Consider the following 23,074-nt stretch of genomic DNA (forward strand, 5'->3'; position numbering starts at 1 on the left):
TCGGGTCAAAAAGCCGAACAGATCCGCCCCTACCAGATAGAGACTTATCGCCGCCCGAAGAACCGACTCAGGACCAGTCCGGCGAAGGCCGCCACGATGAGGTAGCCAATGAAGTGCTGGAGCAGCTGACCCGCGATGATGACGGCGAAGGCGAGCCCGACGACCTTGAGGGCCGTCTGCTGGTGCGGCGACATGGCCGCCTACGCGGTGGTGCCGAAGTCGGCCAAAGCGCCGGCCAGGGCCTTGGCGATGGCGATGATCTCGCTGACCTCGGCGTAGGCCGCTTCCAGCAGCTCGCTGGCTTCGCTGGAGATGATCTGCTTAGTCACGATCATGGCCCGCAGGCGCGAGCCCGCCGTGATGACGGCCGAGGCTTCAGCGTGGGCCGATTCGCGCAGCGCGTCGTACGCGGCGATGACGGCCTTGAGGCCAGCCAGGTCGGTGCCAGCGGCCGGAGCAGGTTGAGCAGGCATGGTTCGTCCTTGGGCATGACGCACCTACGCCGCAGGGCGTCAGGAGGAGAGTTTGAGCGCGCGACAGGGTGCGCGGGTGGACGACCCAGTAGTGGCCAGGGCCATCGAACGAAGACAGAAGTAAGCGTCGCGCCGCACCAACGACCGTTGAAGTACAACCTCTGCCAGTTGGTACTGACCTCCGGCAGCCACCGACCGCACGGCCAGCTGTGGCGGCCATATGTTGCGACAGGGTCGGCCAGGCCGCAACATTTTGCCGTGGAGGCACTCCGCGTTCTGATCGCTTCAGCACTGGGCAAGATCATCACGCCGATCTTGGAGCAAGCGATGCCGGGGGCGACCGTCGTCGCGGCCACGACCGAAGCGGAGATTCAGCGCGCCATCGTGCACCAAGTGCGCTTCGATGCCCTGGTGATCGACCTGACCTGGGTGGACTACCGGGTTGAGCACGACTTCGACGGCCTCGACGTCTTATCCCTCATCCGGGCCTGCGACCGCACCGCCCCTGTCATCTTCGCGGCCCAAGGCCACGGCATGGAGCGCGAGCACTTCCAGGAGGCCATCCTCCAACCCGAGGTGGTCTGCATGGTGCAGAAGGCTGACGGCCTGGGGCCGGTCATCCGGTGCGTCCAGACAGCTGCCTTCCGACTGCCCCCGCCGACAGCCAACGCCGTGGAGCACTTCAAGCCCGACCCCTGGTCGATCTGCGCCTACTTCGGCCGGTCACGCGGCGGAGCCACCGCGGCTCGCATCGCCGGAGCCATCGCCTCGGGCCGCGCCACCGACGCCGAGTCCTTGGCGGCTGCTACCGGCCTGCCGCTCAACACGGTCAACAAGCTCGTCCAGGTGCTCGGCCCGATCATCGAGGCTCGTGGCGAGCATGATCCCTGCCTGCGGATGAACGCGCAGGTGATCTACCGCTGGTGCGGGCAGCACTCGTGCTACATCCAGAGCTGGTGTCGCAGAAACAGGCATAGTCGCAACGCTTGGTAGCAGTCTGAGACGTTATGAAATGAGACTGGACAACACACCATCTACACCGAAGCATTGGCGCTCCACACGTCATGCCTCGTGCACGATATGCATGGTCATCTTCACTCTCGGTGAATCATCGCCCCGATTGGAGATCATCGGCTGCTCGACGCACACTGGAAGTGCAACTTGGCGCTCCAACCCATCATGAAGAGTGATCAATTGGTACAATTCGTGGTACAATCGGGGCTACCATTTTCCAGAATGGAGAGTCCCTTGACAGTCAACGAATCGATGAATAAGAGAATGCCATGTCTCATCGGAAGTCTGGCAGTGGAGTGGCTTTTTGCGAGCCACCTGTGAGAGAAGACGAAAACCGCTCCGAAGAGATTGGTCAGTCAACAGATTGGGCGATCGAGGCAGAGAATCGACTGATCAAAGGGCTCGAAGAATTCCGGCGCCATCCAGCTCCTCATATCCTTAAAGCCCTAGCCTTGAACGACCTTTCCGGGGAAGAGCAACCAGCCGTAGAAGAGCATCTTGTTCGTTGCTCTCGCTGTCAAACTGCCGTGGATCGAGTTCTTGAGCTTGGAGACTACGCCAGACGGATAGTGAGAGTGCCATAAGTACTTGATGAGGTCTGCGGTGATAGCAGATGAGGCACGTACATATCGGTGCGGATGCACTTGGGCTCGGTCTGCTTGTACGCCTGACTGGCGGCGACTCAAATCTTGATGTCGTTGTGGCTGAATCTAGCCACGATCATCCAGAGGCTGTGCAGGCCCTTCGAGAACATTCGGGCTACCACTGGTCAGTCGCATCCAGCTCGACGATGCCAAATGCCTGGCAGCAATTGTGGACCGTCGTTGATGAGACTGTCGACATAGACGGCAATCTCGACCAGCTAGGCCAGCTAATTTCCGACTCTCAAACAGTCCTACTCAGCATGACGATGCCCGATGAGGGTTGGTCTCATCGTGTGGGTGTCCTTGCACCCCTGCTTGAGGAGCGGTCCACGTCATCTGGCAGTGAGATAGCTGTCATCGTATGCGGTGGCACGGATCGTAATATCCTTCAGCTAGGCCAAGATCTTTCGCTTCACCCAAACATATCCTTTCCTGCTGTGGTCGCGGATCGTGAATGCTCGACACCCTACATCGGGACAGGCGGTAAGGTGGCGATAGAGGTCGAAGATTATTACCTGCTCGCGGTTCAGGATGCCGAAAGAATTACAAAAGCCAGGCAGAGTCTGGAGTCGCTGCAACATGTGATCTTCACCGAGTATGTTTCTACACTGTCTCTCCTGAAGCAGCGACTGTTTGATGCGCCGGTATTCATAGCCGTGCTTTTCGCGATATGCGATGGCCAAGGAAGGCTTGACGATTACGTCCGGTCAGGCGACGGGGAAAGCCTCTTGGAAAAAGCCCTGGAGGAATGCCTCATAGCCTTCCGCCGTGAGGCCGATTCAGTCGCGCTGGGTCAGCTTGGCCTGGATGAGAGCAGGCTACGCGACTACTCTCAACAAACCATCCGCCGAGTCTTGGACTTTCCGCGCGAGGTTTCTGACGTCGTCCAACTTGGTGCTGAGCACAGCGTAAGGAAAGTGGCGCGACTGGCTCAACAGACTCTCCTTCCACCCTGTGAAGCCTATCGAAAGGCGACAGGTAAGAACGGTGAAATCCTGAGCATAGCCACCAGGGCTGCGGTTAGAGTTATCAACGCAGCATTTAATTACAGCTAACGCTGTAAGCATCGGATCCGGTCTAGCACTATTGTTAGGCCGGATTTATTTTTTGACCGCCAAACCGAACCGGAACCTAGAGTCGGACGATTTGTCTTGCGATATCGTTAACTTCCGGGGCGGCGGGAACTGAAATGTTTGCATTGATTCTATCTGTCAATCGATCCACAAGGTCTCGGACTTCTTTTTCGCTCTTTGCTTCAACGAACTCACTGACAAGGCTCTGTGGGAGTCCCTCGCCGACCTCCTTGGCGGTCTTTTTAGACACTTCGGCCTGAGAAGCGGTGCCAGCCCGGACTCCTTGTTGCGCGGCGCTGAAGAGCACATTGGTATCTTTTCCAAGCGAAATAGAAGCTGGCAGCCTTCCTCCTAGAGCGGAGAGCAGAAGAATAATGCCAACAAGGAAAATTCCGCCGACTCCAACGCTATTGGCATCCTTCTCGAAGGTCGCGTACACACCCATTACAAGCGCTGCGATGCCGAGGATTCCTGCCAGCCACCGCCCGCATGTAGAGAGATTGCCCGTGGCGTCTGGAACATCCGTCATTTTTCCAAGCCCCCTTCGACGGCGGTGCGATTTTCTAATGGCTAGCATGGAGTGGCCCAGCGTTCAAGTGGCCTGGCAATGGTGCAAAATTTTGAGAAGTCGGCCTCACTCTAATACAGCAATGGTGCGATATTCGGCAAATCGCCCTTAATGCACCGGATTTGGTTTCGGGTCGCCATAACGATCATTGGCACGGATCGCATCATCCACAGGTTGAATCCTCGAGGTGTTTCACCCACTCCCCCAGAAACTCGGCTCGTTGGGCGGATTCAGCTGCACGGTTCAGGCCAGGGTGGCGCCGGAACAGCCCGGTCAGGGGGTCCCAGCCTTGCTCCCGGACAACCAACACCTCGATGCGTTCGTACTGGTGATACGAGTTTCCGTCGAACTCGAATCCGTTGTGCTTGTTGGCTCGCTCCCAGTACGGAAACGCTGGCGTCCACCAGGCCACCCACGGGTCACCCCCGCGTTGCAGCGGCGAGTCCCATAGCTCTGGGCCTGTCTTTGTATCTGTCCCTGGGATCGTCGCGTAGTAGCCAAGCACCTGACCGTCGTCCAAAGCCACTGAGCAGTAGTGGTCTGGGTGGGCGCTCTCCCGGGCTGGCAGTTCGTGCCGCGCATTGACCACGAACCCGGCCACGACCGCCACCAGGACGATCAGCAGGCTGGCCAGGCCGCAGCCGATGTGCGGTCTGCCCTGGCGAGGCGGCGGCGATGTCTTCGGCTCTGGTGACGGCTGAGATCGCGTTGGCCTTGGCGGCGGTGAGGCTGGACGTCGTGGAGGCTTCGGTCTCGGAGGTGGCGGCGGAGCCGGTTCCACCACGTTGATGCAGACCGGCACCACCACGATGAGATCCTCGACCACGAGCCGGAGCCGGTCGTGGCGGGGGCCCAGCCCATCGTGCGGTGACAGCGGCCGGACTCGGAGCCGCAGCCTCACCGCTGAGACATCGCGACACGGCCGCGGCTCGACGACCTGCCAGAAGTCTCCACGGTCATTGAGCACCCAGGCGTAGCGGATGGTCGAGTCGTCGCTGAGGCTCACCATGACGACCTGGTCGGGCGGTATTTCACCAACGACGACCGACCCGAAGTCCACCACTTGCGGCTTGACCACGACGACCCGCGGCCGGGGTCGAGGCGGCGGTTCGCGTCGCGGCGGAGACCCGTGGGTTGGCTGACTCTTCGGCTTGGCCGCTCGGCCGGCGTCGTATTCGGCCCGCAGACGAGGGTCACTCAGCACCGCCCAAGCCAGGTTGATCCGCACCATGTCTTCGTGGGCACGCGCCGCGTCGGCCTGGGGGCGGCGGTCCGGGTGTGCGTGGCGGACACAGGCGCGGTGGGCGCGGCGGATGGTGGCGAGGTTGGCGTTCGGCTTCACGCCCAGCACCGCGTAGACGTCATAGTCGGGCAGCTTCATGACCGCTGCCCCAGAACGAGGGCCACGGTCCGTGTGCGTGCTAGCGCCGGGCTAACGGCCGCGCTGAACCACCCCAAGGCCGGCCGGTTGGGGCTGGTACGGCCTGACACCCGCTGACCTGCGAGAACGGTACGGTGCGACATTATTCGTCACCGTCCGACTCGTCGTCCATCGGACTCTTAATCAGCGGGTCCGGGGTTCGAGTCCCTGGCGGCGCACAGACAAGGGGAAGCCCCTCGTAGCGAAAGCTACGAGGGGCTTCTTCGTTCTGCCGGAAGCCAGGGGCCGGCCGCCTCTACGCCGCCGCCCCCGGCCTGGTCCCCGCACCCGTCAGGTACGCCGAGACCACCACGTTCGCCGAGTACTGTCCGGCCGCCTTGTCGTAGGTCCCGCCGCAGGTCACCAGCCTCAGCTCGGCGCGGCCCGGGACCCGCGGCCCGTACGCCTTGGCGGGGTCGAAGCCCGCGCGCTCGTAGACCCGTACGTCCTCGACGGTGAACTCGGCGACCGTCCCGTCCGCCCGCGCCACCCGGACCTTCTCCCCCGGCTTGACCGAGCCCAGGCCGAAGAACACGGCCGGCTTGGCCTTCGTGTCCACGTGCCCCACCATCAGCGCCGCCCCCACCGCACCCGGTGCGGGGCCCGCGCCCCACCAGCCCACCGTGCCGGGCAGCTCGTACGGCGGCGGCTCGATCGCCCCCTGCCGGTCCAGGCCCCGCGCGATCACCGGCGCCTGCACCCCCAGCGACGGTACGTCGACCCGCGCGGGCATCGCCGCCGTCAGGGGGGCCCGCGCCGCCGGGAGGCCCGGGCCCGCCTGGCCGCCGGGCCGCCCGGAGAGCGGGCCCGCCGGCACCCCCGTGATCTCCTTGCCCCACAGCCAGAGCCCGAGCACCAGCACCGACCAGGCCGTGAAGGTCAGCAGCCGGCCGCCGGCCAGGGGGCGGGGCCCGCTCATCCGTCGTTGCGGCGGCGGCGCAGGGTCAGGGCGCGCCCGGCGACCACCAGCGTGGCGGCGGCGGCCAGGACCGCGCCGACCACGGTCTGCGACAGGCCGGGCCCGTCACCGTGGTGGCTCTTCTTCGCGGCGGAGGCGGAAGCCAGCCGGGTGGTCTCGGCGACCTGGGCGGCCATCGCGCCGCCGCCCGCGTGGACCGGCCAGACCGGCGAGTGGTGGGGGTCGGGGCGGTGGTCGCGGCGGACCTCCAGCGAACCGCGAAGGCCCTCGTCGCGGCCCTCGCACTTGACCCGGACCTCGTGCCACCCCGGGTCGGCGTGCCGGCGGATCTCGGCCTCGCCGAAGAGGGTGCGGGGGTCCTCGTGGCCCTTGTGCAGCCGGACCTCCCCCTCGAAGACGGGGGAACGGGCCACCGCCCAGTCACCCTCACAGGCGCGCACGCGGACCTTGACCCGGTCGCCGGGCTCGGCCGGGTTCGGTTCGACGGAGACACCGCCGCGGTCCCCGTCGTATCCGAGGGCGGCGGGGGCGGTCACGGCGGTGCAGGCCGCCAGGGTCACGGCCACCGCTGCGGCACGGAGAGCGATCAGAGAAATTCGCATGGTGAACCTCCTCACAAGGAGATTCACGCGCGGCGCGCCGCTCCGCATCCGGAGCGGCGCTCTCTTGGCCCGTACGTGTCAGCCGTATGCGCCAACGCGGCAGCCGCGGCGCCCTCCGCGACTACACCAGGTCGACGAGATCCGCGATGGAGTCCACCGTCCGGGTCGGACGGTAGGGGAACTTCTCGGTGTCCTCGACCGTGGTCAGCCCGGTCAGCACGAGGAAGGTCTGCATGCCCGCCTCCAGGCCGGCCAGTACGTCGGTGTCCATCCGGTCGCCGATCATCGCGCTGGTCTCGGAGTGGGCGCCGATGGCGTTGAGGCCCGTACGCATCATCAGCGGGTTGGGCTTGCCGGCGAAGTACGGCTTCTTGCCGGTCGCCTTGGTGATCAGCGCGGCGACCGCGCCCGTGGCCGGGAGCGGGCCCTCGGTGGAGGGGCCGGTCTCGTCGGGGTTGGTGCAGATGAAGCGGGCGCCGTCGTTGATCAGCCGGACGGCCTTGGTCATGGCCTCGAAGCTGTAGGTGCGCGTCTCGCCGAGCACGACGTAGTCGGGCTGGTGGTCGGTGAGGATGTAGCCGATGTCGTGCAGGGCGGTGGTCAGCCCCGCCTCGCCGATGACGTACGCCGTGCCGCCCGGGCGCTGGTCGTCGAGGAACTTCGCGGTGGCGAGCGCCGAGGTCCAGATGTTGTCCACGGGCACGTCCAGGCCCATGCGGCTGAGCCGGGCCTGGAGGTCGCGCGGGGTGTAGATGGAGTTGTTGGTGAGGACCAGGAAGGGCTTGCCGGACTCGCGCAGCCGCTTGATGAAGGCATCGGCGCCGGGGATCGGCGTGCCCTCGTGGATGAGGACGCCGTCCATGTCGGTGAGCCAGGATTCGATCGGCTTGCGCTCTGCCACGGATTTCTCTCCGCTCTTCGATGGCCGCTGACCTGTGGGTCTGTGGTCTGTACCACCCACCCTAGCGGGCGCGGGCCGTGGGCGCCGGGGGCGTCCACGGCCCGGACGGCCTAGCGGAGGCGGACGTCGTCGACGGTCCAGTACCAGTTGTTGTCGCCGCTGTAGCGGAAGCGGACCTGGACGTCGGTGGCGCCCGCCGGGATCGGCAGCGGCAGGGACTCGGACGCGGCCACGGCGTCGGCGGTGTACGTCTTCACCACGACCGGGGCGGCGCCGTCGTACGAGACGAGGACCTGGGCGGTCTGGCCGGCCTCGTGGCGGTAGTGCGTCCGGAAGTCCAGGGTGCGCGTGGTGCCGCCGGTGACCGCCCACTTGGGGGTGATCAGGGTGGAGTCGAAGGTGCCCGTGTGGGTCTTGTCGTCCCACTCGTCGGAGTCGGCGACGGCGAACACGTCACGGGAGCGGACGCCCAGCTCGCGCCACTGGTCGCGCTGCGCCTGGCTCCAGAACTCGTCGGTGGAGAAGGCCCATCCGGCCCACTCGGTGACGCCGCCCGTGCCCATCCTGGAGTTGTCCACGGACCAGCCGGCGGGCGGGGTGTGCGTGAAGCCCTTCGTCCCGGCCGGGATGCCGGTCTCGTCCACGCGGGCCCGGAGGGCGGGGCGCAGGGTGTCGAAGGGGTCGTTGTCGGGGCTGTCGAGGGGGACGCCGTCGAGCCCGGCGGTGGGGACGCCGACCTGGGCGAGGGCGGTGGCGGCGACGTCGACGAGCTTGACGTCGTCGCGGACCGAACCGGCGGGGATCCCGGCGCCCTTGGCGATGACGAAGGTGCCGCGCTCCTGGATGGTGGAGCCGCCGTGGCCGCCGGCGTCGGTGTGGCCGTGGTCGGTGGTGACCAGGATCTTCCAGTTCTCCTGGGCGTAGGCGGGGCGGGCCTTGACGGCGGTGAGGAGCTGACCGACGAGGGTGTCGACGCGGCCGATGGCGTCGAGGTACTGCCGGCTGGCGGCGCCGTAGGAGTGGCCGGCGGAGTCGACCTGGCCGAAGTAGACGAAGGAGGCGTCGGGGTTGCCGTCGCGCAGCTCGGCGGAGGCGGCCGTGGCGATCTTCGGGTCCTCGCTGCCGTAGCCGTCGCGGTCTCCCTTGAGGGAGAGGCGCTTGTCGGCCTTGGCGGAGAAGACGGGGCCGTTCTGGTCGGTGGAGGTGAGGGGCTCCCAGTCGGCGGCCGCATAGGTGTTGAGGGCCGGGTTGGCGTTCTCGGCGCGGGTGAGGAAGTCCGGGTGGGCGGTGAAGTTCTTGCCGGTGAAGGAGTTGTCCTTCACCCCGTGCTGGTCGGGCCAGACGCCGGTGGCGATGGTGGACCAGCCGGGGCCGGAGGAGGTGGCGGCCATGGGGCTCGCGTAGAGGGTGCTGCGGGCGGTGAGGCCTTCGGCCATCAGGCCTTTGAGGTGGGGGGCGTTGGCGGCCTTGACGCGGTCGAGGACCACGCCGTCGAGGCCGATGACGAGGACCTTGCCGACGGAGCCGGCGGTGGTGGCGGTAGTGGCGGTAGTGGCGGTGGCGGGCTTGGCCGCGGCCGCCACTACCGCCGCTTCGGCCGCGGCCCTGGGGTCGCCGGGGGCGGCGGTGGCCGGGGTGGTGAGGCCGAGGGTGGTGGCGATGAGCGCCGTGGCGGTGGCGGTCACGGCGAGGGTGCGTCCGCGCAGGTCAGGGGACACGTACTCCTCCAGGAGCAAGTGGGTGTGGGCGGGGTGTGGGCCGGGTGTGCGCGTGCGGGCGCCGCGGGCGCAGGGACGGGCGCGCATGCGGCGGGTCCGGACCGAGGTGCGGTTTCGGTCCAGACCCGTTATCCGTTCGATATGGTTCCCGGTGGGGGTGGCCGGGAGGTGAAGGCTCAGCTGCCGGTCGCGGACTTCCAGGCGTCGACGTAGCCCGTGAGGTTCTTGTCGATGTCGGCCCAGTCCGGCTCGAACACCTCGACGCCGGCCATCAGCTGGGTGAGCTCGATGGCGTTGGCGTCGGTGGGCTTGACGTCCGTACGGGCCGGGAAGCCGCCGCCGACCTCGCTGACCAGCTTCTGGGCGTCCTCGCTGAGCAGGTAGTCGAGGAGCTTCTTGCCGTTCTCGGTGTGCGGGGCCTTGGCGACCAGCCCGGCCGCGTACGGGAGGGCGAAGGTGGTGGGCTTGCCGCCGTCCTTGGCGGGGAACCAGATGCCGAGGTTGGGCATGGACTTGGACTGGGCGAAGTTCATCTGGACGTCGCCGTTGGCGACGAGCAGCTCGCCCTTGTCGGTCTTCGGGGCGAGCTTGCTGGTGGAGGAGGACGGGCCGACGTTGTTGGCCTGGAGCTTCTTGAGGAAGTCCATCGCCTGGTCCTTGCCGCCGAAGTCGTGCAGGGACTTGACGAGGACGGCCGTGCCGTCGCCCGCGACGCCGGGGGTGGAGTACTGGAGCTTGCCCTTGTACTTGGCGTCCAGCAGCTCCTCCCAGGTCCTGGGGGCGGTGGTGAGCTCCTTCTTGTTGTAGACGAACCCGAAGTAGTTGTTGACGACGGAGGTCCACTTGGCGTCGGCGGACTTGTCGGCGCCGCTGACCTTGTCGGAGCCCTGGGGGGCGTAGGGCTGGAGCAGGCCCTTGCCGTCGGCCTGCTGGATGAAGGGCGGCAGGGTGATCAGTACGTCGGCCTGGGTGTTGGTCTTCTCGCGGAGGGCGCGCTGGACCATCTCGCCGGAGCCGCCCTCGACGTACTTGACCTCGATGCCGGTCTTCTTGGTGAAGTCGGCGAAGACCTTGTCGTACCAGCCGTCGCCCTTGTCGCTCTTGAGGCCGTCGGCGCTGTAGACGGTGACGGTCTTCCCGCCGCCCCCGCCGGAGTCGGCGCCGGCGGTGGTGGAGGAGCCGCCGCAGGCGGTGAGGGCGGCGGCGAGGGTGAGGCCGGTGGTGAGGGCGGTGGCGGTGCGGAGCAGGAGCGCTCTGGACATGGGACTTCCTTACGGGGGGCGGGGACGGGGGTTTGGCAGCCGGGGGCGGCTGGGGGGCGCCGGGGGTGTCAGCGGTAGGAGGCTCGGGTGCGGATGCGGGAGACGGCCAGGAGGACCAGCAGGGTGGTGGCCATCAGCACCACGGCCACGGCGGATCCGCCGAAGAGCGAACCGCGGTCGGTGGCGGTGAAGATCCGGACCGGGAGGGGCATCCAGTCCGGCGGGTAGAGCATCATCGTGGCGCTCAGCTCACCCATGGAGAGGGCGAAGCAGAGCCCGGCGGCCGCCGTGAGGGACGGCAGCAGGAGGGGGAGCCTGACCCGCCACAGCACGTACGCGGGACGGGCGCCCAGGGAGGCGGCCGCCTGCTCGTACGCGGGGTCGAGTCGCACGAGGGCCGCCGAGACCGACTGGTAGGCGAAGGCCGTGACGAGGATCGTGTGCGCCAGGACCACGATCGTGCTCGTGCCGTTGAGCAGCAGCGGGGGCTTGCTGAACGCGACGAGGACGGCCAGGCCCACGACCACGGACGGCACGGCCACCGGCAGCATGAACAGGGCGTCCAGGACGCGCTTGCCGCGCTTGCCGAGCGCGGCGGCGGCCAGGGCGGCCCAGGTGCCGGCGGCGAGCGCGAGGAGGCTCGCGGCCAGGGCGGTGACCAGGGAGGTCGTCAGTGCCTGGAGGGACTCGCCCTGGACGGCGGAGGCGTAGTTGGCGGTGGTGGGGCCGGAGGGGAAGGCGCCGGACCAGTGGGTGGCGAAGGAGGCGGCCACGACGACGAGGAGGGGCAGGGCGAAGAGGGGGACGAAGAGGATCCCGAACAGGCTCCAGGCGGCCCAGCGGCCGCCCCTGCTATGCACCAGCACGCTTGCCCACCACCCGGTAGAGGCCGAACAGGCCGATGGATATGGCGATGTTGACGACGGCGGCCACGCAGGCGGCCGGGTAGTCGGACTCGAGGATCGCCTTGCCGTAGACGAGCATCGGGAGGGTCGTGACGCCCTTGGCTCCGGTGAAGAGCACGATCCCGAACTCGTTGAGGCACATGACGAGGACGAGGCTGCCGCCCGCCGCGAGGGCGGGAAGGGCCTCGGGGAGGATCACCTGGCGGACGATCCGGGCGGGGCGGGCGCCGAGGCCGGCGGCGACCTCCAGCTGGGCGGTGTCCAGCTGGGAGAAGGCGGCGAGCAGCGGGCGCATCACGAAGGGGGTGAAGTACGTGATCTCCGCGAGGAGGACGCCCCAGGGGGTGGTGAGGAAGTGGAACGGGCCTTCGGCGCCGCCGAGGAGGTCGGTCCAGAGCCCGTTGGCCATGCCGACGGTGCCGTAGATGAAGAGGAGGGCGAGGGTGATGAGGAAGGAGGGGAAGGAGAGGAAGACGTCGATGAACTTGGCGACGGCCTTGGCCCCGGGGAAGGGCACGAAGGCGATGACCAGGGCGAGGGTGAAGCCGAGGAGGAGGCAGCCGGCGGTGGCGGCGAGGGCCAGCCAGACGGTGGTGCCGAGGGCTTCGCGGAAGGCGTGGGAGGCGAAGACGGCGGTGTAGGCGTCGAAGGCGCCGCCGTCGGCGGCGTCGTCCGGGGTGAGGGACTGCCGGACGACCAGGGCGAGGGGGTAGAGGAAGACCAGCCCGAGCACGGCGACGGGGGGCAGGGCCCACAGCGCCGCCCGGGGCAGCCGGCTCCCGGGCGGGGCCGCTTCCCGGGGTGGCTTCCGGCTGCCGGGCGGGGGTGTGGCGCCGGGCGCGGTCGTGGCGCCGGGCGGGGGTGTGGGCACGGGCGGGGTGGCAGCCGGGGGCGGTACGGGACCCGCAGCCGGAGGCGGTACGGGACCCGGAGCCGGGGCGGGCACGGGACCCGCAGCCGGGGGCGGGAAGGGACCCGCAGCCGGTCCCGGCTCCGGTGGCGCGGCCGGGCCGCCGGGGGGCCGGGCCGGGGGCAGGGGGTCCGGGCGGGCCGGGAGCAGGGGGTCCGGGCGGGCCGGGGCGGCCGGGTGGCCGGTGGCCTCAGGCATCCGCGACCCCCGCCGCCAGGAGCACCGCGTCGCGGGGCTCGAAGTGGAGGGTGACCTCGTCGCCGAGGGCCGGGGTCTCCCGCAGTTCGGGGAGGTCCGCCTTGACGCGGTGCCCGTCGACGTCGACGTACAGCCGGTGCGTCGAGCCGCGCCACTGCACCTCGGTGATGGTGCCGCGCAGGGCGTTGGGGCCCTCGCCGAGCCCCAGCAGGTGCGGCCGTACGCACAGGGTCGCGGTCGCCCCGGGGGCCGCGCGTCCGGTGTCGAGGTCCAGGGGGCGGCCCGCGAAGACGGCGCCGCCGCCGGCGCCTGCGACCGTCACCGGGAGCAGGTTGGCGTTGCCGACGAAGGACGCGGTGAACTCCGTGCGCGGCGCCCGGTACAGCTGCTGCGGGGTGCCGCAGTCCTGGAGGCGGGCGCCGTCCATCACGGCGATCCGGTCGGCCAGGGTCAGGGCCTCGACCTGGTCGTGGGTGACGTACAGGATGGAGACGTCGGGGAGTTCGCGGTGCAGCCGGGCCAGTTCGGCGAGCATCCCGGAGCGCAGCTGCGCGTCCAGGGCGGAGAGGGGTTCGTCCAGCAGGAGGACGCCGGGGCGGATGGCGAGGGCCCGGGCGATGGCCACCCGTTGCTGCTGTCCACCGGAGAGCTCGCGGGGGTAGCGCTTGGCGTACGCGGCCATCCCCGTCATCTCCAGGGCCTCGGTGACCCGGGCGGGGATCTCGGCCTTGGGGGTCTTCCGGGCGCGCAGGCCGAAGGCGACGTTGTCCTCGACCCGCATGTGCGGGAAGAGCGCGTACTGCTGGACGACCATGCCGATGCCCCGTTTGTGCGGGGGCAGGGTGGTGACGTCCTGACCGCCGATCAGTACCCGCCCTGAGACGGGCCGGACGAAGCCGGCCACGGCGCGCAGGGCGGTGGTCTTGCCGGAGCCGGAGGGGCCGAGGAGGGCCATGACCTCGCCGGGTTCGACGGTCAGGTCGAGGGAGTCCAGGACGGTGGTGCCGTGGTAGGCGACCGATACGGAGTCGAAGCGGATGCCGCTCACGAGGACCCCGCGAGGAGGAGGGCCGGGAGTTCGGCGACCGAGCCGAGGACGTGCGTGGCTCCGTGCCCGGTGAGCGTGGCCCGGTCGTGGGCCCCGGTGAGGACCCCGGCGACGGTGCCGGCGCCGGCGCGGCGGCCGCTGAGCATGTCGTACGCGGTGTCCCCGGCGACGACGGTCTCGCGCACGTCGTCCACCGCGCCGGTGCGCAGGAACGCGGCCAGCACCATGTCGGGGTAGGGGCGGCCGCGGCCGCCCGCGTCGGCGGGGCAGAGGGTGAGGTCGGCCAGGCCGCGCCAACCGAGGGCGTCGAGGATGGCGTCCTGGGTGACGCGGGCGAAGCCGGTGGTCAGGACGACGGTGTGGCCGGCGGCGCGGAGTTCCCCGATGGTCTCGCGGGCGCCGGGGAGCCCGGCGACGAGGCCGCCGTCGACGAGTTCCGCGTAGGCCTGCTCGAAGGCGGAGTTGGCGGCCTGGGCGCGTTCCTCCGTGCCGAAGAGGTGGCGGAAGACGGAGATCTTCGACTCGCCCATGGTGTCGCGGACGTACTGGAGCTTCGCGGCGTGGGCGGGGGTGCCGGGCTCCACGCCGAGGCGTTCGGCGGCGCGTTCGAAGGCGCGCTCGACGAGGCCGCCGTCGGCGACGGTGGTGCCGGCCATGTCGAGGACGATCAGCCTCTTGGGGGCGGGGGTTGTGGTGGCGGGGGTTGCGGTCGTGTCGGTCATGCGGCTCACCAGCCCAGTTCGTTCGCGGTGGTTTCGGCGATGGCAGGCGAGCAGGTCATGCCCCGGCCGCCCGGTCCGGTGACGAGCCAGACGCCTTCGCCGACCTGCTGGCGGTGGACGACGCGGCTGGTGTCGGAGCACTGCGCGTACACGCCCGCCCAGCGGTGCCTGATCTTCGGCAGCGGGCGGCCCAGGAAGGACTCGGCGACCTCGGTGAGGTGGTCGTAGGGGTCCTCGAGGGTGTCGAAGGCGAAGGGGTGCTCGTACTCGTGGGTGTCGCCGATGGTCAGGCCGCCGTCCCGGCGCTGGACCATCAGCAGCTGCATCTTGTGCGCGGCGGCGACGGGCGCCTGGGCCTGGGAGGCGTTGAGCTCGTCCAGGGCCGCCGACCGGTAGGCCGGGTAGTAGCGGAAGCTGTCGGCGTCCGCGACGGAGGTGGTGAGCGGCTCGCCGAGGGGGGCGGTCTGCATCATCTGGAGCCGGACGCGGCGCACGGGCAGGCCGGGGGCGAGCTCGCGGACCAGGCCGGAGAGCCAGGCGCCGGTGGCGAGGACGACCGCGTCGCCGCGGTGGACGTCGCCGTGGTCGTCGCGGACGGCGGCGGGGCCGGCCAGGTCACGGACCTCACGGCCGGGCAGGAAGGTGTAGCGGCCGGAGGCGCGCAGGGCCTCGCGGAGGTGGAGCTGGGCGGTGCGCGGTTCGACGGCCGCGTCGCGCTCGCACCACAGGGCGGCCTCGAACGCGCCGCGCAGGGCGGGGTTGACGGCCCGGGCCTCTTCGGCGGTGACCAGCTTGTAGCCGCGGGCGGCGGCGTCGGCGCGGGCGACGGCCGCCTCGGCGACCGCGTACTCGCGGGCGTTGCGCACGGGGGTGAGGGAGCCGATGGCGCGGAAGCCCAGGCCGGGCACCTCCGCGCCGATCCGCTCCCAGAGCTCGCGGGCCCGCAGGGCGGTGTCGAGCTCCTCGCCCCCGGCCCGGCCGCTGACCCAGATCTGGCCGAAATTGCGCAGCGAGGCGCCGCGGGCCTCGGCTTCGCGCTCGATCTGGACGACCTCGTGGCCGCGTTGGACTGCTTGCCAGGCGTGCATGGTGCCGACCACGCCGCCTCCGACGACTATGACTCTCACGGCGTCCACGGTCGGGGCGGTCCGTGACCCGGGAGGATCGGGTGGGCGACGGGCCGGTGAACAGCCCTCGACGCTTGGACTAGACCCGTTATCATTCTGTTATCTTAGTCGGTCTGGTTTGGGAGCTTTCGTTTCGTTTCCTCCGGGGCCGCAGGGCTTATTCGGGCCGCAGGCGGGTCGTGAAGCTGAACCGGTCGCCACGGTAGAGCGAACGCACCCGCTCCAGCGGCCAGCCGTCCTGGTCCCGGGAGAAACGGTGGATGAGCAGCATCGGCAGCGCCGGCGGGGTGCCGATCAGGAGGGCCTCGCGGGGGGTGGCGAGGACGGTTTCCAGCTTCTCGTCGGCGTCGCCGAAGGAGATGCCGAGGCTGTCGCGGAGGTACCCGTAGAAGGAGGAGTCCGGCTGGAAATCGACGTCGAGGCGGGGCGCGCGGGCCACCCGGACGTACGTGCTCTCCAGTCCGACGCGCTCGTCGTCGGCGAGCAGCACGCGCTCCAGGTGCCAGACGGGCTCACCGGCCTCGGCGCCGATGCCGCGGGCGAGTTCGGGCGGGCAGGGGAAGCGTTCCAGGCCGATCAGGTGACGGCCGGGCCGGCGGCCCTGGCGGCGCACGCCCTCGGTGTAGCTGGCGAGGGAGAGGGGCTGCTCCAGCTTGGGCCCGGCGACGACGGTACCCCGGCCGGCCCGGCGGAGCCGGCCCTCCAGCAGCAGCTCCCGCAGCGCCTGCCGCACGGTCTCGCGGGCCACCTCGTACCGCTCGGCGAGGTCCCGCTCGGTGGGCAGCGCCCCGCCTTCGCCGAGCTCGTCGAGGAGCTCGGCGATCCGGGCCTTGACGGCGTAGTACTTGGGGATGCGGCCGTGCTCGGGGATCCCGGAGCGGACGGGCGAGCCGGGGCGGTGGGGGGCGGGGTGCCGGTTCTGTTCTTCCACGGTCGGACTGTACGTGCGGGAGGTGTACGGGAGGGGTGGGGGGCGGCCTGACCTGCGGGGGGAGTGGGCGACGGGTGGCGGGGTCGGGCGCGGGGCGGGGCGGCGGGGTCGGGCGCGGGCCCGGACGGGGGCCGGAAGGCGAGCCCGGACGCGGGCCGGGACGGGGGCCGGGACGGGCTCCCAGAGGCGGGGCCTGCACGCGAGGCTTGGGCGGGGTCCCAGACGCAGGCCCGGACGCGGGGCCTGCACGCGAGGCCCGGACGGCAGGCCCGGACGCGGGGCCAGACGCAGCCCGGGACGCAGGCCGGGACGCAGGCGGGACGCAGGCTGGGACGGGGGCCTGGACGGGCTCCCTGAGGCTGGCCCTGCACGCGAGTCTGGACGGGATCCCGCACGGGGGTTTCAGCGCAAGGGGCGTGTGCTCTGCGGGGTGCGACGCAGGCGGCGGGCGCCGAGCAGCATGCCGCCGCCTGCGGCCAGGGCGGCGACGGCTCCGGCGCCGTAGGCCCACTCCCGGGGCCCGGTGTGCGCGAGCGAGCCCGCGGCGGCCTCGGCCGCGGCCGCATCCTGCGGTTCCTCCGGGCCCTCCACGGAGAACCGGTACCCGCCGGCTTCGCCGACCCACTCCCCGTCGTCCCCCTTCCGCTGCACCAGCGCGGCATCGGCGACGACCTCGCCGAGGGGGGCGTCCGGGGCGAAGGCGAGCTGCACCTTGACGGTGGCGGAGCCGCCGGCCGGTACGGAGAAGCCGGGGAAGGCGTCCTTGCCGTCGAACACGGCGATGATCTCGTCGCGGTCGCTGCGTTCGAGGCTGACGGGGAAGGGGCCGCCGGGGGCTTCGAACTCCATGCGGAGGTGGGCGGGGCGCAGGGCCCGGGCGGGGTCGGTGAACACGATCACGGGGTGGATGGCGGTGCAGGTGGCGCCGGTGGCGTTCGTCAGGTCCAGCAGCCAGCTCTGCGGGCCTCCGCCGGCCCGGTAGACCGACGGCCCGCCACGGATGCGGGCCCCGATCGGGAAGGCGCCGCTCTTGCCGTCCCCGCAGCTGGCACGCGCGCGGGAGGGCAACGCCGGCGCGGGCATGGCGGGGGCGGGGGCGGGGTGGGGGCCGCCGCCGGTGCCGTTGTCCGCGGTGGCGGAGGGTGCGGCGAGGGCGAGGAGGAGGGCGGTGAGGGCGGGGGCGTTGCGCAGTCGCATGGAAGACCTCGCTGCTCGCCGGACGGAGTGATGATCGGACGAGGCGACAATCACCCCGCCCCTGCCCGCACCCTCCCACGCCCCCACACCCCAACCCCACCCCCACGCCCGACTCCTCCCGCTTTACCCCCGGATGGCCCTGGGTGCCGGGGGTTGGGGCCCGAGGGGTCGCCCAGCGCATCTTCAGCCCCGCCTGGGGGCACCTCTCTCAGCGGTAGCTGAGAGAGGCTGGCGGAGCCCCCCCCCGAGGCTGCCCAGCACCACAGGGGGCCGGGGCAACGCCCCGGCGAACGGTGGAAGGGCGGGTAGGGGACCGCTCCGCGCAGCGGCACCCCGGCCGGCCGACGCAACGACGCCGCACGGCACAACCGGCCAACCGAGCCGCGCGGCCCACCCGCCGGCTCAGCCACGCCCGAACAGCGGCGCCAGCACCAGCTCCGCCGCCCCCTCCGCGACACCGGCCGGCGCGAGCCCCACCACCGGCGGCTCGGCCGTCAGGGCCCGGGCGGCCAGCACCTCCCGCACCCCCCTCACGAACACCTCCGGCGCCCCCGCCACCACCCGGCCCCCCAGCAGCACCCGGTCCACGTCCAGCAGCGCGACCAGGTTCGCCGCCCCCTCCCCCAGCACCCGCGCCGCCCCCGCCAGGTCGCCCCGGGCCACCGCCTCCAGGCAGAGCACCTCCAGGCAGCCCCGGCCCCCGCACCGGCAGGGCGGCCCGTCCAGCCGCAGCACCTGGTGCCCGAACTCCCCCGCCCCCGACCGCGCACCCCGGTAGACCGCCCCGCCCAGCCGCAGCCCCGCCCCGAGCCCGGTCCCGAAGTGCAGGTACACGGCAGAACCCGAGCCACGCCCATCAGACCAGGGCCCGCCCGAACCCAGCTCACCCGACGCCGACCCCTCCGACGCCAGCCCATCCGAACGCGCCCCGCCCGCCCTGGGCCACCCCGAACCCAGCCCATCCGACGCCGACCCACCCGACGCCAGCCCAGCCAACCCGAGCCCACCCGAACCGGCCCCGGCCAACCCGAGCCCACCCGACGCGGCCCCACCCGACCCCGGCCCGCCCGACGCCAGCCCAGCCAACCCGAGCCCACCCGACGCGGCCCCACCCGACCCCGGCCCGCCCGACGCCAGCCCAGCCAACCCGAGCCCACCCGACGCGGGTCCACCCGACCCCGGCCCACCCGAACCCGGCCCACTCGCTCCCGCCCCGTCAAGCCCGCCCCACCCCGCCGCAGCGACCCCGGCGTTGGTGTCCTTGTCCACCACCACCGCCACCCCCAGCCGCCCCGCCAGCGCCTCCTTCAACGGGTACCCCTCCCACTCCGGGAAGCCCGTCACCCGCCCCAGCACCCCGGTCCGCCAGTCCAGCGGCCCCGGCGCGGCCACGCCCACCCCGAGCAGCAGCGGCGCCTCCAGCCCGCCCGAGACCCGCCCGACCGCCCGTACGGCAGCCTCCGCCACCGCCTCCGGGCCGACCCCGAAGTCCAGCAGGCCGCTCCACTGCTCGACGACGCCACCCGCCAGGTCGACCCGTACGGCCCGGAGCTCGTCCCGGTCCAGGTGCACCCCCACCGCGCACCGGGCGCCGGGGACCAGCCGCAGCCGGGTGCGCGGCTTGCCGCCGGTCGAGGCGTCGCGGCCGGCCTCGGCCACCAGGCCCTCGGCCGCGAGCCGGGCGGTGATCTTGCTGACGGCCTGCGGGGTGAGCCCCGTCCGGGCGGCGAGCTCGGCGCGCCCCAGCCCTGGCGGGCCCGCGGCGCGCAGCAGGTCCAGCAGCAGGACCTCGTTGTGCCCGCGCAGCGCCGGCAGGTTCACTCCGCCCCGGCCACCGTCCACGTTCGCCCTGTTCACCCGCCCATTGTCCACCCTCCTTGCACTTACACAACGCTGTTGCCAAAGTGGGACCCATGAACGCCTCCCCCACCTCCCCCGCCTCTCGCCCCTCCCCCGCCCCCTCCACATCCCCCCACACCCCCCTGCGCGTCGCGCTGGTCGGCTACGGACTCGCCGGCTCCGTCTTCCACGCCCCGCTCGTGACCGCGACCGAGGGCCTCGTCCTCGACACGATCGTCACCTCCGACCCCGGCCGGCAGGCCCAGGCCCGCGAGGCCTACCCCGGCGTCCGCATCGCCGCCTCCGCCGACGAGCTGTGGGAGCGCACCGGCGACGCCGAGGACCCCCTCGGCCTCGTCGTCATCGCCTCCCCCAACAAGACCCACGTCCCGCTCGCCACCGCCGCCCTCACCGCCGGCCTCCCCGTGGTCGTGGACAAGCCGCTCGCCGCCACCGCCGCCGAGGCCCGCGAACTCGCCGCGCTCGCCGAGCGGACCGGCACCTTCCTCTCCGTCTTCCAGAACCGCCGCTGGGACAACGACTTCCTCACCGTGCGCCGCCTCCTCGCCGACGGCGAACTGGGCGAGATCCAGCGCTTCGAGTCCCGCTACGAGCGCTGGCGCCCCCAGCTCAAGGGCGGCTGGCGCGAGTCCGGAGCACCGGAGGAGATCGGCGGCCTGCTGTACGACCTGGGCAGCCACGTCGTCGACCAGGCGCTGGTGCTGTTCGGGCCGGCCATACGGGTCTACGCGGAGACCGACGTACGCCGCCCGGGCGCCGAGGCCGACGACGACACGTTCATCGCGATCACGCACGCGAACGGCATCCGCTCCCACCTCTACGTCAGCGCCACCGCCGCGCAGCTCGGCCCGCGCTTCCGTGTCCTCGGCTCGCGGGCGGGCTACGTCAAGTACGGCCTGGACCCGCAGGAGGCCGCGCTGCGCGAGGGGCTGCGGCCGGGCGGTGCGGGCGGGCCGGCATGGGGCGAGGAGCCGGAGCACCTGTGGGGGCGGCTCGGCTCGGGCGAATCCCCGCTGACCGGCGGCGGCGATCCGGTGCCCACGGTTCCGGGCGACTACCCGGCCTACTACGCGGCGGTGGCGGAGGCGCTGCGCACGGGCGGACCGGCCCCGGTCACGGCCGACGAGGCGGCGCACTGCCTGGCGGTGCTGGAGGCGGCGCGCGTTTCGTCCCGTGAGGGGTCGGTCGTCGCCCTGTGATCCAACCTGTCGCAAAATCGACGGTTTGCGGGCATGGAAACGATCTATCCTTCACAAGCTGCCGATGATCACACTTGTGAAGAATGGACGTCCCGCCTGTGAAGCTGCCCCGGATCGCATCGATCGTGGCCACCGCCGCGATCGCCCCGGCCGTCCTGCTCTCCTCGCCCGCTTTCGCCGCGGACGGCGCGTCGGCGACGCCGTCCAGCCCGTCCACCCCGCCCTCTCCGACCGCGCCCGACCAGGGTTCTGAGGGGAAGCCGGCGGCGGACAAGCCCGCCGAGGACCCCCAGGCGGCGAAGGACCGGGCGGCGATCGAAGCGATCCTCGCCGACCCGGCCCGCGGTCCCGGCGTCCGTCAGGCGGCCGCGAAGGCGCTCAAGGGAACGGCCGCGGAGATGCGGCAGTTCCTGACGGTCGAGCTGGCGGAGCAGCAGTTCGTCGACGACGAGGTCAAGATCTCCCGGATCCACAACGACGGCGGCCCCGCCGTGAAGGCGGCCGCGATCGAGGCCCTCCGCAAGCAAACCCAGGCGGCGTACACGGAGTTCCTGAAGGAGGGGCAGCACGCGGCCCGCCTCAAGGACGACCGCGTCGAGCTGGCGCGCATGCTGAACGGCGCCGGCCGGGGCGTCACCCAGGCCGTGAACGAGCTGCTGGACCACGGCACGCGCGAGCAGATCCGCGAGTTCGTCGCCACCGGCCAGTACAAGGTCCGCGCGGAGGACGACCGGGTCGCGCTCTTCGGGATGATCAAGGACGCGGGCCCGGGCCTCAAGGAGGGGATCATCAAGCTCCTCGAAGGCAACCCGACCCCGGCGCAGCTGCGCACCTTCGTGACGACCACCCAGCACGAGCTGCGCGACGAGGACAACAAGGTGCAGATCGCGTCCATGGTCGCCAAGGCCGGCCCGGAGCTGAAGAAGGCCGCCCTCGCGGCCCTCAAGGGCACGCCGGAGGACCGCGCCGCCTTCCTCAAGACCGGCCAGCACGTGGCCCGGGCCAAGGACGAGGGCCACGGCACGGGCGGCGGCGGCAGCGCAACCGGCACGGGCAGTGGCACCGGCAACGGCGCCCAGCAGGCCGTCGCCACGGGCACCGGCAAGGGCAACGGCAACGCCGCCCCGGCCGGCGGCTCCTCCTCCGGCCCGCTCGCGAGCACCGGCGCCGGTTCGGAGACCACCTGGATGGCCGGCGCCGGCGCCGCCGCCCTCACCGCGGGCGCAGGCCTGGTGGTGGCCAACCGCCGCCGCCGCACGTCGGCCTAAGGCTGACCCACACGGGTCACCCCCCCCGACGAAGGGGCGGGCCGGCCGCCCACAGGCAGCCCGCCCCGCCCCTCCCCTCCGCCTACGGCGGCCCTAGGCGCCCTTGAACCCTCGGCCCCTTGAACCCTCGGCCGCTTGAGCCCTCGGCGCCCCTGAGCTACGCGCCCTTGAACTCCTGGCGCTGCCGGCCGAGCCCCGCGATCTCCAGTTCCACGACGTCACCGGCCCGCAGGTACGGCTTCGGCTCCGGCTGGCCCATGGCCACGCCCGCCGGGGTGCCCGTGACGATCACGTCACCGGGGTAGAGGGTCATGAACTGGCTCAGGTACCGCACGACCTCGCCCACCGGGAAGATCTGGTCCGAGGTGTTGCCGTCCTGCTTGAGTTCGCCGTTGACCCACAGCTTCACGTCCAGGACCTGCGGGTCCGGGATCTCGTCGGCGGTGACCAGCCAGGGGCCGAGCGGGGTGAACGTCTCGCAGTTCTTGCCCTTGTCCCAGGTGCCGCCGCGCTCGATCTGGAACTCGCGCTCCGACACGTCGTTGACCAGGGTGTATCCGCCGACGTGCGCGAGGCCTTCCTCGGCGGAGCCCAGGTAGCGGGCGGTGCTGCCGATGACGACGCCGAGCTCGGCCTCCCAGTCGGTCTTCACGCTGCCGCGCGGGATGAGCACGGTGTCGTCCGGGCCGACCACGGTGTCCGCGGCCTTCAGGAACAGGATCGGCTCGGCCGGCGGCTCCGCGCCGATCTCGGCCGCGTGCCCGAAGTAGTTCAGGCCGATGCCCACGACCTTGCCGATGCGGCCGACCGGGGAGCCGACGCGCAGCCCCTCCGCGTCGAGCGCCGGGAGCTCACCGGCCGCGGCGGCGTCCCGTACGCGGGAGAGCACGGAGTCGTCGGCCAGCAGGGCCCCGTCCACATCCGTGATCAGGCCGGACAGATCCCGAAGGGTCCCGTGCTGGTCGAGCAGCGCGGGACGCTCCGACCCAGCGGATCCGACACGCAGCAGCTTCATGGGCATTCTCCCGTGGTCGTGGGTGGTCGGCCCGCGGGCATGCCAGAGGCACCCGAGGGCCGGCCGATGGGTTGCGGCCATCGGAGGATTGGCTGATCCT

Annotated in this window: 22 protein-coding genes; 4 read left to right on the forward strand and 18 right to left on the reverse strand. The window is 71.1% G+C overall.

Going from position 1 to position 23,074, the window contains the following annotated elements; translation table 11 throughout:
- Positions 1 to 44: 44 nt before the first annotated feature.
- Together B4U46_RS37355 and B4U46_RS13360 are read right to left on the reverse strand one after the other, a co-directional pair.
- Positions 45 to 194: a hypothetical protein gene (locus tag B4U46_RS37355; protein ID WP_159402090.1), complete on the reverse strand. Its 150-nt coding sequence runs from the start codon at positions 192 to 194 to the stop codon at positions 45 to 47.
- A 6-nt stretch (positions 195 to 200) separates the two neighbouring features.
- Positions 201 to 473 (reverse strand): hypothetical protein, encoded by a 273-nt coding sequence (locus B4U46_RS13360; protein ID WP_079427241.1) that lies wholly within the window; start codon positions 471 to 473, stop codon positions 201 to 203.
- Positions 474 to 731: 258 nt separating this feature from the next.
- On the opposite strand from B4U46_RS13360, the gene B4U46_RS13365 reads away from it, so the two are divergent.
- Both B4U46_RS13365 and B4U46_RS37360 read left to right on the forward strand, forming a co-directional pair.
- Positions 732 to 1,466, forward strand: coding sequence for a response regulator transcription factor (locus B4U46_RS13365; RefSeq protein WP_079427243.1), 735 nt, complete (start codon positions 732 to 734; stop codon positions 1,464 to 1,466).
- 634 nt (positions 1,467 to 2,100) lie between these two features.
- The gene (locus B4U46_RS37360) at positions 2,101 to 3,186 is read left to right on the forward strand and encodes a hypothetical protein (RefSeq protein WP_123995669.1); all 1,086 of its coding nucleotides are present in this window, start codon (positions 2,101 to 2,103) and stop codon (positions 3,184 to 3,186) included.
- Between the two features lie 76 nt (positions 3,187 to 3,262).
- Here B4U46_RS37360 and B4U46_RS37365 read toward each other — a convergent pair whose 3' ends face one another.
- From B4U46_RS37365 to B4U46_RS13435, 15 genes are all read right to left on the reverse strand, one after another.
- Positions 3,263 to 3,733: a hypothetical protein gene (locus B4U46_RS37365; protein WP_123995670.1), complete on the reverse strand. Its 471-nt coding sequence runs from the start codon at positions 3,731 to 3,733 to the stop codon at positions 3,263 to 3,265.
- A gap of 202 nt (positions 3,734 to 3,935) precedes the next feature.
- Entirely contained in the window at positions 3,936 to 5,153 is a 1,218-nt protein-coding gene (locus B4U46_RS13370; protein ID WP_079427245.1) for a J domain-containing protein, read from the reverse strand.
- A 295-nt stretch (positions 5,154 to 5,448) separates the two neighbouring features.
- Positions 5,449 to 6,111 carry a class F sortase gene (locus B4U46_RS13375; protein WP_079427247.1) on the reverse strand — a complete coding sequence of 221 codons (663 nt, stop codon included), beginning with the start codon at positions 6,109 to 6,111 and terminating at the stop codon, positions 5,449 to 5,451.
- On the reverse strand, positions 6,108 to 6,713 hold the full coding sequence (locus tag B4U46_RS13380) for a hypothetical protein (protein WP_123995671.1): 606 nt from the start codon (positions 6,711 to 6,713) through the stop codon (positions 6,108 to 6,110). Before B4U46_RS13380 ends, B4U46_RS13375 begins: the two co-directional genes overlap by 4 nt.
- A 121-nt stretch (positions 6,714 to 6,834) precedes the next feature.
- Entirely contained in the window at positions 6,835 to 7,614 is a 780-nt protein-coding gene (locus tag B4U46_RS13385) for an HAD-IIA family hydrolase (RefSeq protein WP_079427251.1), read from the reverse strand.
- Positions 7,615 to 7,724: 110 nt separating this feature from the next.
- Positions 7,725 to 9,332 (reverse strand): alkaline phosphatase family protein, encoded by a 1,608-nt coding sequence (locus B4U46_RS13390; protein WP_237292847.1) that lies wholly within the window; start codon positions 9,330 to 9,332, stop codon positions 7,725 to 7,727.
- A 176-nt stretch (positions 9,333 to 9,508) separates the two neighbouring features.
- Entirely contained in the window at positions 9,509 to 10,594 is a 1,086-nt protein-coding gene (locus B4U46_RS13395; protein ID WP_079427253.1) for a 2-aminoethylphosphonate ABC transporter substrate-binding protein, read from the reverse strand.
- A 68-nt stretch (positions 10,595 to 10,662) separates the two neighbouring features.
- On the reverse strand, positions 10,663 to 11,460 hold the full coding sequence (locus B4U46_RS13400; protein WP_079427255.1) for an ABC transporter permease: 798 nt from the start codon (positions 11,458 to 11,460) through the stop codon (positions 10,663 to 10,665).
- The gene (locus B4U46_RS13405; RefSeq protein ID WP_079427257.1) at positions 11,447 to 12,370 is read right to left on the reverse strand and encodes a 2-aminoethylphosphonate ABC transporter permease subunit; all 924 of its coding nucleotides are present in this window, start codon (positions 12,368 to 12,370) and stop codon (positions 11,447 to 11,449) included. The genes B4U46_RS13400 and B4U46_RS13405 overlap by 14 nt, the downstream gene beginning before the upstream one ends.
- 229 nt (positions 12,371 to 12,599) lie before the next feature.
- Positions 12,600 to 13,655 (reverse strand): ABC transporter ATP-binding protein, encoded by a 1,056-nt coding sequence (locus B4U46_RS13410; RefSeq protein ID WP_079427259.1) that lies wholly within the window; start codon positions 13,653 to 13,655, stop codon positions 12,600 to 12,602.
- Positions 13,652 to 14,377: a phosphonatase-like hydrolase gene (locus tag B4U46_RS13415; protein WP_079431737.1), complete on the reverse strand. Its 726-nt coding sequence runs from the start codon at positions 14,375 to 14,377 to the stop codon at positions 13,652 to 13,654. Before B4U46_RS13415 ends, B4U46_RS13410 begins: the two co-directional genes overlap by 4 nt.
- Positions 14,378 to 14,382: 5 nt before the next feature.
- Positions 14,383 to 15,504 carry a TIGR03364 family FAD-dependent oxidoreductase gene (locus B4U46_RS13420; protein WP_079431738.1) on the reverse strand — a complete coding sequence of 374 codons (1,122 nt, stop codon included), beginning with the start codon at positions 15,502 to 15,504 and terminating at the stop codon, positions 14,383 to 14,385.
- Positions 15,505 to 15,661: 157 nt separating this feature from the next.
- A complete protein-coding gene (locus B4U46_RS13425; RefSeq protein WP_079427261.1) occupies positions 15,662 to 16,435 on the reverse strand; it encodes a GntR family transcriptional regulator in 774 nt (257 codons plus the stop codon).
- A 402-nt stretch (positions 16,436 to 16,837) separates the two neighbouring features.
- On the reverse strand, positions 16,838 to 17,632 hold the full coding sequence (locus B4U46_RS13430; protein WP_079427263.1) for a hypothetical protein: 795 nt from the start codon (positions 17,630 to 17,632) through the stop codon (positions 16,838 to 16,840).
- 402 nt (positions 17,633 to 18,034) lie between these two features.
- On the reverse strand, positions 18,035 to 19,489 hold the full coding sequence (locus B4U46_RS13435; protein WP_237292849.1) for an ROK family transcriptional regulator: 1,455 nt from the start codon (positions 19,487 to 19,489) through the stop codon (positions 18,035 to 18,037).
- A gap of 56 nt (positions 19,490 to 19,545) precedes the next feature.
- Between B4U46_RS13435 and B4U46_RS13440 the strand changes: the two genes are divergently transcribed.
- Both B4U46_RS13440 and B4U46_RS13445 read left to right on the forward strand, forming a co-directional pair.
- Complete coding sequence (locus tag B4U46_RS13440) at positions 19,546 to 20,691, forward strand: Gfo/Idh/MocA family oxidoreductase (protein ID WP_079427265.1); 1,146 nt, start codon at positions 19,546 to 19,548, stop codon at positions 20,689 to 20,691.
- 83 nt (positions 20,692 to 20,774) lie between these two features.
- The gene (locus B4U46_RS13445; RefSeq protein WP_079427266.1) at positions 20,775 to 21,959 is read left to right on the forward strand and encodes an ALF repeat-containing protein; all 1,185 of its coding nucleotides are present in this window, start codon (positions 20,775 to 20,777) and stop codon (positions 21,957 to 21,959) included.
- 157 nt (positions 21,960 to 22,116) lie between these two features.
- Here the strand turns inward: B4U46_RS13445 and B4U46_RS13450 are convergent, their stop codons facing one another.
- Complete coding sequence (locus B4U46_RS13450) at positions 22,117 to 22,974, reverse strand: fumarylacetoacetate hydrolase family protein (RefSeq protein WP_079427268.1); 858 nt, start codon at positions 22,972 to 22,974, stop codon at positions 22,117 to 22,119.
- Positions 22,975 to 23,074 lie beyond the last annotated feature (100 nt).

Origin of the sequence: Streptomyces katrae (genome assembly GCF_002028425.1) — a bacterium.
Taxonomy (GTDB): domain Bacteria; phylum Actinomycetota; class Actinomycetes; order Streptomycetales; family Streptomycetaceae; genus Streptomyces; species Streptomyces katrae_A.